This is a genomic window from Spirosoma oryzae (assembly GCF_003002825.1).
GTDB classification, from domain to species: domain Bacteria; phylum Bacteroidota; class Bacteroidia; order Cytophagales; family Spirosomataceae; genus Spirosoma; species Spirosoma oryzae.
The window spans coordinates 78,551-94,647 of the sequence record NZ_PVTE01000001.1 but is presented as its reverse complement, the minus strand read 5'-3'; the positions used below and the strand labels follow the sequence as shown (position 1 = coordinate 94,647).

11 protein-coding genes are annotated in these 16,097 nt (G+C 57.0%); 6 read left to right on the top strand and 5 right to left on the bottom strand.

Translation table 11 applies throughout. The annotated features are described in order from the left end of the window. Nucleotides 1–42: 42 nt before the first annotated feature. The 3 genes from CLV58_RS00350 to CLV58_RS00340 form a co-directional block, all read right to left on the bottom strand. On the bottom strand, nucleotides 43–999 hold the full coding sequence (locus tag CLV58_RS00350) for a hypothetical protein (RefSeq protein WP_106135778.1): 957 nt from the start codon (nucleotides 997–999) through the stop codon (nucleotides 43–45). A 72-nt stretch (nucleotides 1,000–1,071) separates the two neighbouring features. Continuing rightward, nucleotides 1,072–2,436, bottom strand: coding sequence for a sensor histidine kinase (locus CLV58_RS00345; RefSeq protein WP_106135777.1), 1,365 nt, complete (start codon nucleotides 2,434–2,436; stop codon nucleotides 1,072–1,074). Next, nucleotides 2,436–3,119 (bottom strand): response regulator transcription factor, encoded by a 684-nt coding sequence (locus tag CLV58_RS00340; RefSeq protein WP_106136105.1) that lies wholly within the window; start codon nucleotides 3,117–3,119, stop codon nucleotides 2,436–2,438. The genes CLV58_RS00345 and CLV58_RS00340 overlap by 1 nt, the downstream gene beginning before the upstream one ends. A 156-nt stretch (nucleotides 3,120–3,275) precedes the next feature. Here CLV58_RS00340 and CLV58_RS00335 point away from each other — a divergent pair, with 156 nt between their 5' ends. Then, nucleotides 3,276–6,938 carry a M12 family metallo-peptidase gene (locus tag CLV58_RS00335; RefSeq protein ID WP_106135776.1) on the top strand — a complete coding sequence of 1,221 codons (3,663 nt, stop codon included), beginning with the start codon at nucleotides 3,276–3,278 and terminating at the stop codon, nucleotides 6,936–6,938. A gap of 57 nt (nucleotides 6,939–6,995) precedes the next feature. Here CLV58_RS00335 and CLV58_RS00330 read toward each other — a convergent pair whose 3' ends face one another. Then, nucleotides 6,996–8,882 carry a glycoside hydrolase family 13 protein gene (locus CLV58_RS00330; RefSeq protein WP_425443475.1) on the bottom strand — a complete coding sequence of 629 codons (1,887 nt, stop codon included), beginning with the start codon at nucleotides 8,880–8,882 and terminating at the stop codon, nucleotides 6,996–6,998. A gap of 179 nt (nucleotides 8,883–9,061) precedes the next feature. On the opposite strand from CLV58_RS00330, the gene CLV58_RS00325 reads away from it, so the two are divergent. Both CLV58_RS00325 and CLV58_RS00320 read left to right on the top strand, forming a co-directional pair. Next, entirely contained in the window at nucleotides 9,062–10,783 is a 1,722-nt protein-coding gene (locus CLV58_RS00325) for an alpha-amylase family glycosyl hydrolase (protein ID WP_106135774.1), read from the top strand. A gap of 88 nt (nucleotides 10,784–10,871) precedes the next feature. Then, the gene (locus CLV58_RS00320; protein ID WP_106135773.1) at nucleotides 10,872–11,765 is read left to right on the top strand and encodes an N-acetylmuramoyl-L-alanine amidase-like domain-containing protein; all 894 of its coding nucleotides are present in this window, start codon (nucleotides 10,872–10,874) and stop codon (nucleotides 11,763–11,765) included. Nucleotides 11,766–11,776: 11 nt separating this feature from the next. On the opposite strand, the gene CLV58_RS00315 is transcribed toward CLV58_RS00320, so the two are convergent. After that, nucleotides 11,777–12,217, bottom strand: a complete 441-nt coding sequence (locus tag CLV58_RS00315; protein WP_106135772.1) for a DUF1810 domain-containing protein — start codon at nucleotides 12,215–12,217, stop codon at nucleotides 11,777–11,779. Between the two features lie 367 nt (nucleotides 12,218–12,584). Between CLV58_RS00315 and CLV58_RS00310 the strand changes: the two genes are divergently transcribed. The 3 genes from CLV58_RS00310 (at nucleotide 12,585) to CLV58_RS00300 (ending at nucleotide 15,997) form a co-directional block, all read left to right on the top strand. Next, a complete protein-coding gene (locus CLV58_RS00310) occupies nucleotides 12,585–13,685 on the top strand; it encodes a carboxylate-amine ligase (RefSeq protein ID WP_106135771.1) in 1,101 nt (366 codons plus the stop codon). A gap of 147 nt (nucleotides 13,686–13,832) precedes the next feature. Beyond that, nucleotides 13,833–14,663, top strand: a complete 831-nt coding sequence (locus CLV58_RS00305) for a type 1 glutamine amidotransferase (RefSeq protein ID WP_106135770.1) — start codon at nucleotides 13,833–13,835, stop codon at nucleotides 14,661–14,663. A 140-nt stretch (nucleotides 14,664–14,803) separates the two neighbouring features. Beyond that, nucleotides 14,804–15,997: a hypothetical protein gene (locus CLV58_RS00300; protein WP_106135769.1), complete on the top strand. Its 1,194-nt coding sequence runs from the start codon at nucleotides 14,804–14,806 to the stop codon at nucleotides 15,995–15,997. Nucleotides 15,998–16,097 lie beyond the last annotated feature (100 nt).

Below are 16,097 nucleotides of genomic sequence, written 5' to 3'. Positions count from 1 at the left end.
GTTTTCGGTCTCCATCAAGTGACACCCGCCGACAACCGATCGCTATTTCAGCATGAACTCACCCTGCCCGATACGGAAGCCTTCGGCATACAGTTCGACCGTGTACGGACCGGGACGGTACGGGGAATCACGCCGGTACACCAGCTCAACCGACTGATCGTTGTTGTCGAAGGCGACTGGCTGACGCATGCTGTAGCCGATGGCGTTTCCTTCGTACGATAATGTTCCGCCGATGCGATCGTCGCTCAGCACACTACCGTTCGGATCGAGTACGCGCAGGTAAATGTCTTTGGTATTTTTGGTAGCCAGCGGGTTGGCTGCCAGCGTGAACAAGATCTTGAGCCGGTCGGTACGCGACGCCCGATAGACGCCCCCCTGCCGCTCGCGTCCGCTCTCCGTCAGCGACCGCACCTGCACGTCCAGCGCCCGCATGGCCGACGCCAGCGTCACCTTCCGCTTCAGATCGTCATTCTGGGCGGAGAACGTCGCTACCGCGCGACTCAATTCATCACGGTCGTACCGCAGGCCCGCGTTCTCGCTTAGCACCAGTTCGCGTTCTTCTTCCAGCGCCCGGGCCCGGTTGGCCAGGTTGCTGTTTTCTTCGCGAATGAGCCGCAGGTCAGCATTGCGCGATGCCAGGAAAGCCCCGTACTGCCGGATTCGCTGATCGTAGGTACGGACAGAAAACCGCAGATCGTGGGTAAGGCGCTGCTTGTCGGCTTCCAGCCGGGCTTTTACGGTTTCCAGATTCCCCACGTTGCCGCCCAGCCGACGCACATCGGCGATACGGGCGTCGAGCACCCGCGACAGCGAGTCGAGTTGTGTTTGTGTATGCGCCAGTTGCTCGACCTGCGTGGTCAGCGACTGCTGTAGTTCGAGCGTTTCGTTCTGCGCCCCCACAAACAGATACACCAGCAGCGAGGCTACGCCGACCAGTACGCCAACGGCGATGGGTCGGATACCTTTGCTGGATCGGGTTGGGGTGTCTGTTATGTGCATGGCTGACGATTATCTTTCTACAAAAGACAGTCGCCGGGCTTAGGCACGACTTAAACTGACCTTAAACTGACCTTAAAATGCAGCTTGTACCGGCAACGACAGCGTAAAGACGGCACCCATTTTTGTCGATTCAGCGACGATTGTTCCCCGGTGCAGGTCGGCGATGCGGGCGGCAATGGCCAGGCCTAACCCGTGCCCTCGATGGGTGGTCGCGGTGGTACGGCTGCGGTAGAACGGCTCGAACAGGAAGGGCAGATCAGCAGCAGCAATCGGCGGGCCGACGTTGGCGACCTGCACCTGTACGGTCTCGCCATCGGCCCGGAACGTGACCAGCGCCTGATTATCAGCGGCAAATTTACAGGCGTTATCGATCAGGTTCAGCAGCAGGTTTTTCAGCGCGGCTTCGTTACCCATCACCAGCAGCGCGCCTTCTTCATCGGGAAATTCAGCAAAGGTCAGCGCCACCCGGTAGGCTTCGTTCCACTTTTGCGCCTGCTGCTTGACTTCCCACAGCAGTTCGTCGATTCGCAGCGGCTGCATGGGTAGCGTATCGGCATTCGTACCGGCCAGCGTCAGCAAGGTATTCGTCAGGTCGGTGAGCGAAGTGGCGTCGTCGCGCAGTGACGTCAGCAACCGGATATACGTGTCCGGGTCGCGCGGTTGCCGTAGGGCGACGTCGAGCTGGGAGCGGATTTTCGTCAGCGGGTTCTTCAACTCATGCGACACGTTCGCAATAAACATCTTCTGGTTCAGCAGTGCTTCTCCTACCCGATCCAGCAGCCGGTTGACCGTAGTGACCAGCGAACCGATCTCATCACCGGGATTCGCGTATTCGACCCGGCGGGCCATGTTGGCCGGAAAAATCGTGTTTACCTGTCCCACGATATTTTCCATGGGGGCCAGCGCCCGCCCGGCAAACAGCCAGCCCGCCAGACTCAGTAACAGCACTCCGGCCAGTCCCATTACACCCAGAATCTGCCGCAGATCAGCTAGGGCGGCCTTCCCCTGCTGATCGACAGCACTGATTAGTAGCCAGTTGTCAGGAGCCTTGCCCGCCAGAAAAATCGCCACTACCTGCGTGTCGCCCTGGTGCAGATACAGCCTCGTCTTCCCGGGTTTTAATTGCGCTATAAACGATACGTGCAGGGCCGGTCGGTCGGGACCGACACTAAAAATGATGCGGTGTAGGCGGGTGTTGTAAACGGACACCTGTTCGTCGGGTAGTGCATCGTTGCCAGGCTGGCGGGTATCGATAGACGGGTTCGGGGCATTGGCCAGTTGCTCGGTAACGGTGAGCGCGCGGCTCTGCAACCGGCTAAAAAAACGCTTTTGCAGGTAAAGCTGACTGAAGCCGTAGACGCCCAGCGAGAACAGCAGCAGGACCACCGTTACCAGTGCCATAAACTGAACCGTCAGCCGGGTCCGAATATTCCCCATCAGGCCATTACTTTAAGGACATACCCCATACCGATCTGCGTGTGCAGCAGTTTCGGCTCGAAGTCACGGTCGATTTTTTTGCGCAGGAAGTTAACGTACACCTCAATCACGTTGGTGCCTGTATCGAAGGTAACGTCCCATATTTTCTCGGCCAGCTCTGCCTTCGACACCACCCGTCCCTGATTCCGCAGGAGATAATCGAGCAGCTGAAACTCTTTGGCGGTGAGCGTAATTTCCTGTCCCGCCCGCGTCACCAGCTTCGTATCGGGGTTGAGCGTCAGGTCGGCCAGGGCGAGCGTACTGCCGGTATACGCAGGCTGGGCCGCACTGCGCCGGGTCAGCGCCCGGACCCGCGCCAGCAGTTCGCGCAGTTCGAATGGTTTGGCCAGGTAATCGTCGGCCCCCGCATCGAGCCCGTCGATTTTATCGTCGGTCGTACCCAGCGCGGTCAGTAGCAAGATAGGCGTCGTGATGTCGGCAGTACGTAATTTGCGGCACAGCTCCAGCCCATTCATGCCGGGCAGAATGATGTCGGAAATAATCAGCGCGTAGGTGTTGCGGGTGGCCAGTTGAAAACCCATGCTGCCGTCGTAGGCAATGTCGACAGCCCACTGTTCTTCCTCCAGCCCCTGCTTGAGACTAAGCAGCGTTTTCACTTCATCCTCGATCAACAGTAACTTCATAAAACCACAAATCAGCACATTGACGGTGCAGTTCATTTAGTAAACGGTCTCCGGCTGCAATTTCTCAGCAAAAAGGCAGGATAAGCCGAAAATGGGGTATCGCCGTCCGCAAATTCTAACTTAGATTTGACTTTTTCAGCCTTTTGTCCAATTCAGATGAGACAACTCTCCACACTCGTTTGTATCTGTCTGTGTTTCGGCGTCTGGATCGCGCCAGCTACGGCACAGACTGTGCCTTTCTGCGGGGTCAACGACCAGGTGTTGCCCGACAGCGTCATCCGGCTCATGGCCCGACTTCCACAACTACGGGCGGGTCAGCAGGCACGCCGGGCGGCTGGTGAGCAACGGGTCTGCCGAATCGCCGTCGAGATCGATTCCGACACGTATCTGGCCTACGCTAAAGACACCAACCAAATTCGCAGTTACGTACTGGCGCAGATCGGGCAGGTATCGACCATCTTCGAACGTGAAATTAACACCAGACTGACCGTGGTGTCTATCCATATCTGGAAAGACACGGAGCCGGACCCGTACCGGGGCGAAACCAACCCAGCCACTTTATTTAGTCGACTCCAGACGGTCTGGCCCCAACTACCCACCCGGATCACGTCGGACAAACGTGTTTATCTGCTGACCAAACAAACGTCCACCACTGTTCTCGGCGTCGGTGGTGGTGACTACGTAGTAAGCCGGCTCGACATACCCACTATAGCGCACGAACTGGGGCATGCCTTCGACTCACCCCACACGCATAACTGCGCATGGCCGGGTGGTCCTATCGACTACTGCTCGAACATAGAAGGAAGTTGTTATACTGAATCGCTCGAAAACGTTCGGGGCACCCTGATGAGTTACTGCGAAATCCGCCAGCAATCGTTTCATCCGCTGTGCCAGACGCTGATGACCAACTATGCCATTACAAACCTGCCGGTGCTGAACACACCCGCGCAGGCACCGCTCCTGCCCGCACAGCTTACCCTGACCAACACACCATTTCTTTACTGGGATGGGCAACCAACAGCCAACCGGTACGACATCGACGTAAGTCAGACCGCCGATTTCGCGCGCAAACAGATTAGCGACACAACGGCCCAAAACGGCTACAGCCTGCCGCAGCTCGTACCGGGGCAGGCTTATTTTGTCCGGGTGCGATCGGTCAACCGGCTGGGCGCGTCGGACTGGTCGGGCGTTTGCCAGCTTCAACTGGCGGGTTCGACGGCCGATGTACCCGTCCTGCTCTCGCCCACCAACGATCAGACGATGGTGCCTTACAGCGACAACAAACGCTTCACGGTGCGACCCGTTGCGGGAGCCGTGGCCTATCAGTTGCAGTTAGCGCAAGACAACGATCTGGCGTTTGCGACTCCACTGGCAACGACGACGGGCTCGACGCCAGCCCTCAGCCTGACCGATTACAACTCGGGAGCCTTACGGTGGCGGGTGCGAGCCCTATTCAGCAACCGGACTGGTCCCTGGTCGACACCAGGCCGTTTTTTTGGCAACCCACCCAGCTATCGTTTTTTTCGATCCGTTGATGAAGTCGCTCCGCTGACATTCCCGTACCTCTACGTCCCGGCTATTCAGTCGGCAACGGTTCGTGTGGTCGTCAGTACGGACCCGCAGTTTACCAAACCCATCTATGCAAAGACGTTTCGCGACGCAACGCTGTACACCGACATTCTCCAGAACCTGACGCCCTTTACCACGTACTACGTCCGCACAGAGGAAATCAACAACCGGTATGATTACCCGGCGGGTACGCTGGCCGGGACCACCAGTTCGTTTCGCACCGGCGACGAGTCCATCTCATCGGCCTGGACCTTTATTAACGGCGGCACCCGCGCCGACTGGTCTCAGGGATTCCTGTTCGGATCACCTAAGGCGGGTAATGGGGCCATGTGGGCGATAAACGACAATGGCCTGGCCCGCCTGGCAGAGGATAGCATACGCACGTTCAGCCGGCAGTCGACCCGTGGCAAAATCGGTACGCAACGGGCTCGTATCAGTACCGATGACGACGGGGCCATCTGGCTGATGAACCAGATCAGTGCCAACGTCTTCAAAAACAAAATTCCCGTTCCCTATTTTCAACTGGGTAAGCTGGACGAGGCCACTGGCACGCTCAGCAACCGGGTCACGTTTACGTACAGCGGAACCGACGGCCTTATGGGTTTCGACGCCCGGCAACGGCTATTTTTTACCGGCTACGGCGTCTATCGCCTGTCGGGTGACAGCCTGACGACGCTGTACAAACTACCCGCCGGTGCCTCATTGACCCGTTGGGCTACCCGGGCCGGGCTACTCTGGCTGATCCAGGCTGATTACGCCAATACAGCCGTGCCCACGTCGCTCATCCGCATCAACACCACGACTGGAGTTACCACGCTGTTCAACATGACCAACACACCTGCGCTGGATAAGTACCTGAATCTACTGGTCGTCGACGGGCACGGAACGGTGTGGGTATCTCATTCGGGCGGGACAACTGCTACCGCACCACTGGTCAGATTCGACGGGCAGACCTGGACGAGTTTCCCCAGGAGCAGCACAATGCCGGTATCGTCCCCAATTGATATGACCGTCGACGCAGCGGACAATCTGCTGGTGAACGATTACAGCACGCCATACACGATCTACCGCTACGACGGCACGGCCTGGCGTCAGGTGACGAAAGTAACCCCCGGTGCGCTACAGTCGATCAACGTCGACAGCCGGGGGGCCATCTGGCTGAGCGGTCAGTTTCAACTCACCCGCTTCAACCCCTGCTCAGATCTCAAGGCCCCGATGCTGACCGTCGACAAACCCACCGTAGAAGCGGGAGAAATCATCACGCTACAGGCGGCTGGTTGCCAGGATGTACTGTGGTCGTGGGCGGCCGGGGCGGATACGGTGTCTAACCGCCTGATTCGCTATTCTAACCTGCACGCTATCAAACCCGACGCCAACACGATCTACCAGGCTAGTTGCTACCGGGATGGCTGCGTGGGCAAAGCCGCCAGCCTGGGCGTCACGGTATTACCCGTACTTGCGCTGACGGCGTCGTCTCCACGGTCATACTGTCCGGGTGATTCGGTGGGTCTATATCTTACTCAGCAGGGCCAGTTTGCAGCAGGTAATCAGATCTCGCTCAAGCTGACGGGTCAGGCACAACTGATTGATCTGACCACCCGGCAGAACGGCACGATACTGACCACTACGCTTCCAGCCAGTCTGGCAGCGGGTACATACAAGTTGTTTGCGCAAAGCACCCAGCCAGTCGTCCGTACCCGCGACTCCCTACAGGTCACGCTGGTAGCCCTGCCAACGGCCGAATTCAGTACCGACAAACGCTCGTTTCCTGTTGGCGACAGCAGCCGGGTCAGCGTCAACCTGACCGGCGCAGCACCCTGGTCCGTACTCGACGCTGCGAACCGCCCACTAACCATACAGACCTCACCCTATACGTTTTACGTCAAGGCCACGCAGCCCGCCAACTTCACGCTCACGTTGAAAGACCTACGCGATGCAAACTGCGCGCGTGGTATTGTCAAAAACGAATTGACGATAAGTTCGCTGGTACTAGCCGACGAACCCGTTGCCAGTAGTCATATGACAGTTTTTCCAAATCCAGTCGCCCGGCAGGTGGCAATCGACTCGGACGTTCCCATCGCGGAGCTCAGCTTACGGGATATGCAGGGACGCGAAGTAGCTCATCAATCTGTCACGGGTCGACACACGCGATTCGACTGGTCTTTACCTGATTTACCAGTCGGTCAGTACACGCTACTCGTCATGACAACCGACGGTAATCGCACGCACTGGAAACTCATTCGCCACTGAACAAAGCGGGGTTACCAACTATGGCAACCCCGCTTCTCTTGACGCTGTTTTGTGTCGTTACTTCGCCAGTTCCAGCACCAGCGCGGTTTTGGCGGGGGCCTCGATCAGGTCGAGATTGGTGATCGTCTGGTCGGTGAGGACGTTACGGGCCGATTTCATGCCGCTCATCCGTTCGGCAAAGCGCTTCGTATCGACTTTAATCGCTTTCTCCCCCATATTCGATACGACCATTACGGTTTTGTCGGCGTCGTACCGGAAAAAGACGTAGACATTATCCTGCGGCAGGAACTGCATCAGCTTACCGTGGTGCATCACTGGCGTATCGCGCCGGTACGTTGCCAGTTTGCGAACGAACTGCCAGGCATCGTTTTCGCGGTCAGTACGGCCGGCGGCTTCAAACTTGTTCTCCTTATCGCCGGGGAAGCCGCCGGGAAAGTCACGGCGCACCTCGGCGTCCGACGGGTCCCGGAAATTCTTCATCAGAATCTCGGTGCCGTAGTACAGACAGGGAATGCCCCGGGTGGTCAGCAGCCAGGTCAGGCCGATTTTGTAGCGGTCGACGTCTTCGCCAATTACGGAGAGGTAGCGGTCGGTATCGTGGTTGTCCAGGAACGTGACCAGCTTCGTCGGGTCGACGTAGACGGCGTCCTGGGCGAGAGCGGTGTAGAACCGATTCGCCCCGTTGGTTTCTTTCGGCTTCAGGGCGTCGACGGCGGCCCCGAACAGCACGAAGTCGAGCGCACCCGGCTGATTCGACTTGAACGGGAAGTTGATCGTATTCTGCACGTAGTACGCCTGATCGACGACGTTGTTGACGAACGATTCGCCGAAGATGTGAATCCGGGGGTACTCGTCCATGAGCGCCTTGTTGCAGCGATTCATAAACGGCATGTCGTTGTAGAGGTACGTATCGATCCGCCACGCATCGACGCCAAAGGTTTCGACCGTCCAGAGCGCGTGCTGAATCAGAAAGTTAGCGACGTAGGGGTTGGTCTGATTCAGGTCGGGCAGGAACGGCACGAACCAGCCATCGGTCGTGATGCGCCGGTCGGCTTCCGAGCCATGCGGGTCGGTAATCGACTCGTAGCGGTACGAGGTGTTGGTGTACGCCGGCCATTGATGCAGCCAGCTTTTCATCGGTAGATCCTTGACGAACCAGTGGTTGATCCCAACGTGGTTGTACACCGCATCCTGCACCACCTTCATCCCCTTGCTGTGGGCCCGCTGCACGAAGGCTTTGTACGCGTCGTTGCCCCCCAGCCGCCGGTCGACGTTGTACTGATCGGTAAAGCCGTAGCCGTGGTAGGCCGAGCGCATGGCACCGCCCTCATTGGTCATCGGCTGGTTGTTTTCAATGACGGGCGTAAACCAGACCGCCGTTACGCCAAGGTCTTTGAGGTAGTCGAGCCGTTGTTGCGCTCCCTGCAAATCGCCCCCGTGCCGGGCAAAGGGGTTGCTGCGGTCGGCGGTTTGGTCGGCCATGTCGGCAAACTTATCGTTCGACGGGTCGCCGTTGGCAAAACGGTCGGGCATGGCGAGGTAGATAAAATCAGCGTCGGTGACCCCCTGTCCTTTCGGTGCTTTGTCGCGGGCTTTCAGTTCAAACGGCTGGCTCAGCGTCTGACTTCCTTTTTTGCCGACCAGTTTAACCATGCCCGCTTTAGCCGTGGGCGCAATGGTCAGATCGAGAAAGGCGTAGTTCGGGTTTTCGACGGTGTGCGTTTTGGTCAGCGTCACGCCGGGATAGTTGACGGTATACGCCAGCGTACCGGCGTTCGGGCCGTAGACCAGCAGTTGAATGGTCCGGTACTTCATCCCGACCCACCAGTTGGTCGGGTTGACCCGCTCAATACGCGGAACGGTTTGCGCCTGCACGCTTAGGGCAGATGTGGTGAGCAGGGCCGCCAGAAGCAGGGCCGGTATCAGCCTTAATCGGTTCATCATAGGGTTGGTTACAAGCCGTTGTATGGATTGGACGAAGCGGCTTAATCCGCCAAAGGACAATATAATCGGCGAATGTTTCAATCGTTACCCTAAAAATAAGGACTGACTTTCGTGGCGAAAGGCCCTAGTTTTGCAGAGCGTCTTTTTTTGTACGCCCCAACCGTTTTTACTTAACCAACGTGAACACTGCATTCTCCGTCCCTGTCAACGACAAGTTGATCATATACCAGGCCTTTACGCGTCTGTTTGGCAACGCCGTCACGACCAACCAGCCAAACGGCAGCCGCGATCAGAACGGCGTCGGTACGTTCAACGACATCAACGAAGCGGCCCTGCGCGCCATCCGGCAGTTTGGCGCATCGCACGTGTGGTACACCGGCATTGTCGAACACGCCACCCAAACCGACTACTCAGCCGATGGTATCACCCCCGACGATCCGAACGTGGTGAAAGGCAAGGCGGGATCGCCCTACGCCGTGAAGGACTACTACGACGTTGACCCCGACATGGCGGTGAACGTGGCCGATCGAATGGCTGAATTTGACGCACTGATTCAACGTACCCACGCCCACGGCCTGAAGGTGCTAATCGACTTCGTGCCCAACCACGTAGCCCGACAATACAAATCCGACGCGAAGCCGGCGGGCATTGTCGACCTGGGTGAGCAGGACGATACCTCGGTCGGGTTTTCGACGGCCAACAATTTTTATTACCTCCCCGGTCAGCCGTTTGTGTCTCCGGAAAATGAGAGTGGGCTGCCTCACGCGGGTTCGCTGCATGAGAACCCGGCGAAGGTGACCGGCTCCGGCTCCATCACCGCCCGCCCCGATAGCAACGACTGGTATGAAACGGTAAAGCTCAACTACGGCTACAACGTCTTCGAAAACCGGCTTCAGCTCGATCCGCAGCCCGCCACCTGGCAGCAGATGCTCGACATTCTGCTGTTCTGGGCCGACAAAGGCATCGACGGCTTCCGTTGCGACATGGCGCAGCTCGTACCGGTCGAATTCTGGCAGTGGGCCATTAGTCGGGTGAAACAGCGGTATCCCCGCGTGATTTTTATCGCCGAGATTTACGAAACCCACCTGTACCGTCCCTTTATTTTCCAGGGTGGCTTCGATTACCTCTACGACAAAGTCGGCCTGTACGACGCCCTGCGCCGGCTGATCGAGGGTCAGGGCTCCTGCTACGAACTGACGCAGGTCTGGCAGCAGCAGGGCGATTATCCGGGGCACATGCTGCGGTTTCTGGAAACCCACGACGAGCAGCGGATTGCGTCGCGCTTCTTCGCCGGCGATCCGTGGGCGGCCATTCCGGCCATGACGCTGGCAGCGACCATGCACACCGGGCCGTACCTGTTGTATTTCGGACAGGAAGTGGGCGAACGGGCCGAGGGCTCGGAAGGCTTTAGTGGCGATGATGGTCGCACGACGATTTTCGACTACTGGGGCATGCCCGACTGGCAGGGCTGGCTCAACGGCGGTAAGTACGACGGGGGTGGCCTAAGCGACGATCAGCGCAGCCTGCGGGGGGTCTACCAGCAGTTGAATTACCTCGTCAACGGCTCCGATGCCATTCAGAACGGCTACTTCTACGACCTACAGTGGGCCAACGACAACGGGCAGACGCCGGGCTACGATGCGCAGCAGGTGTACAGCTTCCTGCGCTACACAGACCGGCAGAAAGTACTCATCATTTGTAACTTCTCGGCCCACAATACAGTTGATGCTACGATTAAGCTCCCTCGACACGCCCTCGACACGCTTCAGCTCGATCCCACCCGGGTGTACCAACTGACGGATATTTTCATGCATCACGTGCAGTTTGAGGCATCCGGCCAATCGGGCATTCCGGTAACCATTCCTCCGAGGAGCGTGTGGGTGCTGGAAATAAAAGCGTAGGACGAGTTAGCACGGGCTCACGTTTTTCGTCTAGGGGTAGCTGCCGCAGGCTGTCGGTGGCTATCCCGTCTTTTTTACTCATCCGTCTATGCGAAACTGGTTTACGCTGGCTCTTTTTCTGCTTCCTCTGTTCAGCCCGGCACAACCCGTACCGGCAGATGACTCGTTCACGCTACTGGTCGCCCAGCCCGGTCGAACAGCCGCCGAAACAGCCGTGCTCGTCGGCAAGAAGTTACTCGGCTCACCTTACGTGCCCCATACGCTGGATCAGCAGCCGACGGAACAACTGGTCGTTAATCTGCATGAGTTCGATTGTACGACCTATCTGGAAACGGTACTGGCCGTTGCGCTGGCCTGGCACGACAACCGCGTTCGCACCGTTAGCAACCGCACCACCGAGCCCGCTACCTGCGACGCTCTTTTCCAGCAGTATCTGACCCGCCTGCGTTACCGCAACGGTCGGATCGACGGGTACGCCAGCCGCCTGCATTACTTTTCCGACTGGCTGCGCGACAACGAACGGAAAGGGCTGCTGATCGATGTTACGGGTACGCTGCCGGGCCGGGTGATGGTATCGAAACCGGTCAACTACATGACGTCGGCCGTATACAAATATCCGGCGCTGAGCGATCCGACCGTTTTTGAGCAGATGGTCCGCGTCGAATCGGCGCTTAATGGTCAGCCATTTGCGTTTGTACCCCGAAAGAACGTGCGGCAGGCCGAAACCGCCCTGCGTGAAGGCGATGTCATCATGCTGACAGCGGCCCGGCCGGGGCTCGACATGCGCCACGTCGGACTGGCAACGCGCCAAGCAGACGGCCGGATGCACTTGCTGCACGCATCATCAGACGCCGGACAAGTGGTGATCTCGTCGATGCCGATCGCTGATTACGTACTGCACCATCCCCGGCTGTCGGGCCTTCGGGTTGCCCGGCTGCGACCCGATCAGTTGCTGACCGCCAACCGGATGTCGAAGCGGTAACCCCCGCAACGCTACCCACGACCGGCAAGCATCGCCACCGTTTTCGGGTCGGGTTCGCCATCGAAAAACTTGTCCAGCACCGCCTGAAACACCTGACCATCCGGGATGGAATCGACCCCGGCGACCCGGCTGAATAGGGTCATGCTTGAGCATAGTTTGAGATCGTCCGGGCTGCCCATCACCTGACTCGCCGACTGCGTTTTCAGGGCTACCAATGCTTTGCTAATCGCAATCAGCCGTGGTCCCAGCACGGGATGCGCCAGGTAGTCCGTGGCTTCCTGTATGTCGCGAATGCCGTAGAAGCGCGCCATTTCACTAAAGCCCAGCCCATTGAGCTGTGGGAAGACGTACCACATCCAATGGCTTCGTTTACGGCCATGTTTGATTTCGGTCAATGCCTGCGCGTAGTCACCAGCCTGCGCATCGACAAAACGGGTGAGGTCAGGTTCCATATCGGAGTCGGATCAGGGTTACTCAGATAACACGGTAAGCCACTAACTGTCTTTTCCAAAGCATCATTGACAGTGTACACCCAGTAAACGGCACCCACCTGTACAAGTTAGTGATTGAATAGTCAGACCGTAGCTGACCTCACGCCTTGCAGGACACAGCATTCTGTCTTAGCGACTCTATTTCTAAACAAGAGAAAGAACAACTTAGGTAGTATTCCTACACCACCTTACCGAAGCCTATACTGCCTATAGGTCAGCATTGGCACATTCTGACGATTTTGTGGACGTTTTGTTGTATACCAAAAACAGCTATCTTACTACGGCGTTATAGCATCAACCGACCACTACCCACTTTTACCACGTCACCATGCCCGTTTTTACCATTGGGATCGAAGAGGAATTTCAGACGATTGACCCCGTAACCCGCGACCTGCGCTCACACATTGGGCAAATCGTTGAAGACGGTAAAATTACCCTTCACGAGCAGGTAAAGGCCGAGATGCACCAGGCCGTCGTTGAAGTAGGCACCAACATCTGCTACAACATTCAGGAGGCCCGTCGGGAGGTCACGCACCTGCGCAAACACATCATCGAACTAGCTGGCAATCAGGGCCTCAAGATTGCCTCGGCGGGCACGCACCCCTTCTCGCGCTGGCAGGATCAGCAGATTACAGCCGATGCCCGCTACGACAAAATCATCGAAGAGATGCAGGATGCAGCCCGCTCCAACCTGATCTTCGGGATGCACGTCCACATCGGTATGGAAAGCCGGGATATGGGTGTGCACATGATGAATACGATGCGGTATTTCCTGCCGCACATCTACGCGCTGAGTACAAACTCTCCGTTCTGGCAGGGCCGTAACACGGGCTTTAAATCGTACCGTTCGAAAGTGTTCGACAAGTTTCCGCGCACGGGCATCCCCGATTATTTCGCCAGTGCCGCCGAGTACGACGAATACATCAACCTGCTCATCAAAACGGGCTGCATCGACAACGGCAAGAAAATTTACTGGGACATTCGGGTGCATCCGTTCTTCGACACCATCGAGTTTCGCATCTGCGACGTACCGATGCGTATCGACGAAACGATCTGTCTGGCGGCTCTGCTACAGGCCCTCGTCGCCAAGATTCACAAGCTGATGTCGAGCAACCTGAATTTCCGACTGTACCGCAAGAACCTCATCAGCGAAAACAAGTGGCGCGCGGCCCGCTACGGTATCGAAGGCAAGCTAATCGACTTCGGCAAGCAGCAGGAAGTACCCACGCATCAGCTCATCCACGAACTGCTCGATTTTGTCGACGATGTGGTCGATGAACTGGGGAGCCGGGAGGAGTGCGAATACGCGCTCAAAATCCTCGATATGGGTACGGGTGCCGATCGGCAACTGGCCGTTTTTCAGCAGACTAACGACCTCAAACGCGTTGTCGATTACATTGTCGACGAAACTTCTTTCGGCATCCGATAGTTGGTAAATGAATGGACAGGATTACAAGATTGTCAGGATTTATTACCCTGACAAACGCTGGCTGATAGTCGGTTTGGCCAGTAGCCATTTGCGATTTAAGCAATCCTGACAATCCTGTAATCCTGTCAAAATACAACCGTAACACGTATGAGTCAGTTGAAAATAGCTGTGTTGGACATGAACAACAACCTGCCGAATCAGGGCATGCGTTGTATTCTTCAAATCATCCGAAATTTCCAGGAACGCGACCATGTCGACCTGGTTTACGACGTTTTCAACGTGCGGGGTAGCGACGAACTCCCCGACCTCAGCTACGACGTGTACATTTCGTCGGGCGGTCCCGGTAGTCCGCTGGCATCCGACGAAGCGTGGGAACCCCGTTTTTTCCAGCTAATCGACGACCTGTTCGACTGGAACGAACGAAACGCCAGGAAGAAATTTGTTTTTCTGATCTGCCACTCGTTTCAACTGGTGGTGCGGCATCTGGAACTAGGTTTGCTCAGCAAGCGCCGGTCGACGTCGTTCGGTATCTTCCCCATGCATAAGGAAGCCGATGGCCTGACTGATCCGATGCTGAAAGGCTTGCCCGATCCATTTTACGCCGTCGACTCGCGCGATTACCAGATTACGAAACCCAACAAATCCCGCCTGCGCACCTTTGGCGCGTCGATTCTGTGCCGTGAGAAAATTCGCCCACACGTCCCGCTCGACCGGGCAATCATGGCGATTCGCTTTTCAGACGAGGTGATGGGTACGCAGTTTCACCCCGAAGCCGACAACCAGGGAATGCTGCTGCACATGCAAACCGAAGAGCGTCGGAAGCACATTGTCAAGCTATTCGGGCAGCGTAAGTACGACGACATGGTCGATTACCTCCAGGACCCCAACAAAATTGCCCTCACCGAATCCGTCATTCTACCAGGCTTTCTCCGGCGGGCGTTGCGAGCCCAGAAAGTGACGAAGCCCCAACTGGTTTGATTTTTCAGAATAAAGAGAAGAGAGTAAAGAAGAAAGATAGGCTTCCAGTGGTATAGGGTCCACGCACGACCTTGTACCACTGAGAAGCGAATCACCGACCATCTTTCTTCGTTCATCTATCCTCTTTCCTCCCCTTTACCATGATTCAGTCTGTTCGTCACGATTACAACGCTGCCTTTTCGCCCGACCGATACCAGGCATTTCTCGATACCATCAAGCATGACTTACCCGATCAGCTGGACTTCCGGGTGGCCGAAACACCCGTTTTCGTCCCGAAACCGCTAACGGATAAGTTGCTGCGGGCCTGCGACGATATTGTGGCTGTACTGACGCGGCCTGACTTTAAGACGCTGACCGAGCAGGCGATACCGGTCGAGCAACGGGTACCCAACGAAGATACGCACACCCAGTTTCTGGCCGTCGACTTTGCGGTTTGCCATGACGATACGGGTGAGTTAATTCCCCAGTTGATCGAACTCCAGGGGTTTCCGTCGCTGTACTGCTTTCAGCCGTATCTGGCCGATCAGTTTCGGGCGCACTTTCCCGTTCCGGATACGCTGTCGCATCTGTTCAATGTCGACACCAACGCGGCCTACATTGAGCGGCTGCGCGACATGATCGTGGGCGACTGCAATCCGGAGGAAGTGATTCTGCTGGAAATCTATCCGGAACAGCAGAAAACCCGCATCGATTTCGCCCTGACGGAGCAGTACCTGGGTGTGAAAGCGGTCTGCCTGACAAAAATTCGCAAGCAGGGTCGACAGCTGTTTTACGAGCGCGATGGGCGTACAGTTCCCATCAAGCGTATTTATAACCGGCTGATCTTCGACGATTTGCAGAACTTCCCCGACCTGCAAACCGAGTTTCACCTCACGGACGACGTTGACGTAGACTGGGTCGGTCATCCGAACTGGTTCTTCCGCGTCAGCAAGTACACCCTGCCCCTGCTGAATAGTCCGTTCGTTCCGCCCAGCTATTACCTGTCGGACCTGACCGAGTATCCAACCGATCTGAACGAGTACGTGCTGAAGCCGTTGTTCTCCTTCGCGGGTAGCGGTGTCAAGCTGCACATCACACCCGATGATCTCGACGCGATTCCAGCCGAGCAGCGGGGCGGCTATCTGCTCCAGCGAAAAGTGCAGTACGAGCCTGTTATTCAGGCGCTGGACGGGCACGTCAAGTGCGAAATCCGGATGCTGTTTATCTGGCCCAAAGGCGATGCCCGCCCTACCCTGCTGACAAACCTGAGTCGACTGAGCCGGGGCGAGATGATCGGCGTCCGCTTCAACAAGGACTTCGACTGGGTAGGTGGTACCGTCTGCTTTTTCGAATAGTAAGCTTGGGCCCTCCGCCCCCGACGACCGTTGGCTAACTGCCAGCCCATAAATCTACTATATGGGTAGAGGACACCGCAAATACTTGTGTAGATTGCCC

Coding starts and splice junctions, on each gene's coding strand:
- CLV58_RS00345 (WP_106135777.1), bottom strand. CDS start 2,436: ATGGGGAATATTCGGACCCGGCTGACGGTTCAGTTTATGGCACTGGTA.
- CLV58_RS00330 (WP_425443475.1), bottom strand. CDS start 8,882: ATGATGAACCGATTAAGGCTGATACCGGCCCTGCTTCTGGCGGCCCTG.
- CLV58_RS00340 (WP_106136105.1), bottom strand. CDS start 3,119: ATGAAGTTACTGTTGATCGAGGATGAAGTGAAAACGCTGCTTAGTCTC.
- CLV58_RS00305 (WP_106135770.1), top strand. CDS start 13,833: ATGAGTCAGTTGAAAATAGCTGTGTTGGACATGAACAACAACCTGCCG.
- CLV58_RS00315 (WP_106135772.1), bottom strand. CDS start 12,217: ATGGAACCTGACCTCACCCGTTTTGTCGATGCGCAGGCTGGTGACTAC.
- CLV58_RS00300 (WP_106135769.1), top strand. CDS start 14,804: ATGATTCAGTCTGTTCGTCACGATTACAACGCTGCCTTTTCGCCCGAC.
- CLV58_RS00320 (WP_106135773.1), top strand. CDS start 10,872: ATGCGAAACTGGTTTACGCTGGCTCTTTTTCTGCTTCCTCTGTTCAGC.
- CLV58_RS00335 (WP_106135776.1), top strand. CDS start 3,276: ATGAGACAACTCTCCACACTCGTTTGTATCTGTCTGTGTTTCGGCGTC.
- CLV58_RS00350 (WP_106135778.1), bottom strand. CDS start 999: ATGCACATAACAGACACCCCAACCCGATCCAGCAAAGGTATCCGACCC.
- CLV58_RS00310 (WP_106135771.1), top strand. CDS start 12,585: ATGCCCGTTTTTACCATTGGGATCGAAGAGGAATTTCAGACGATTGAC.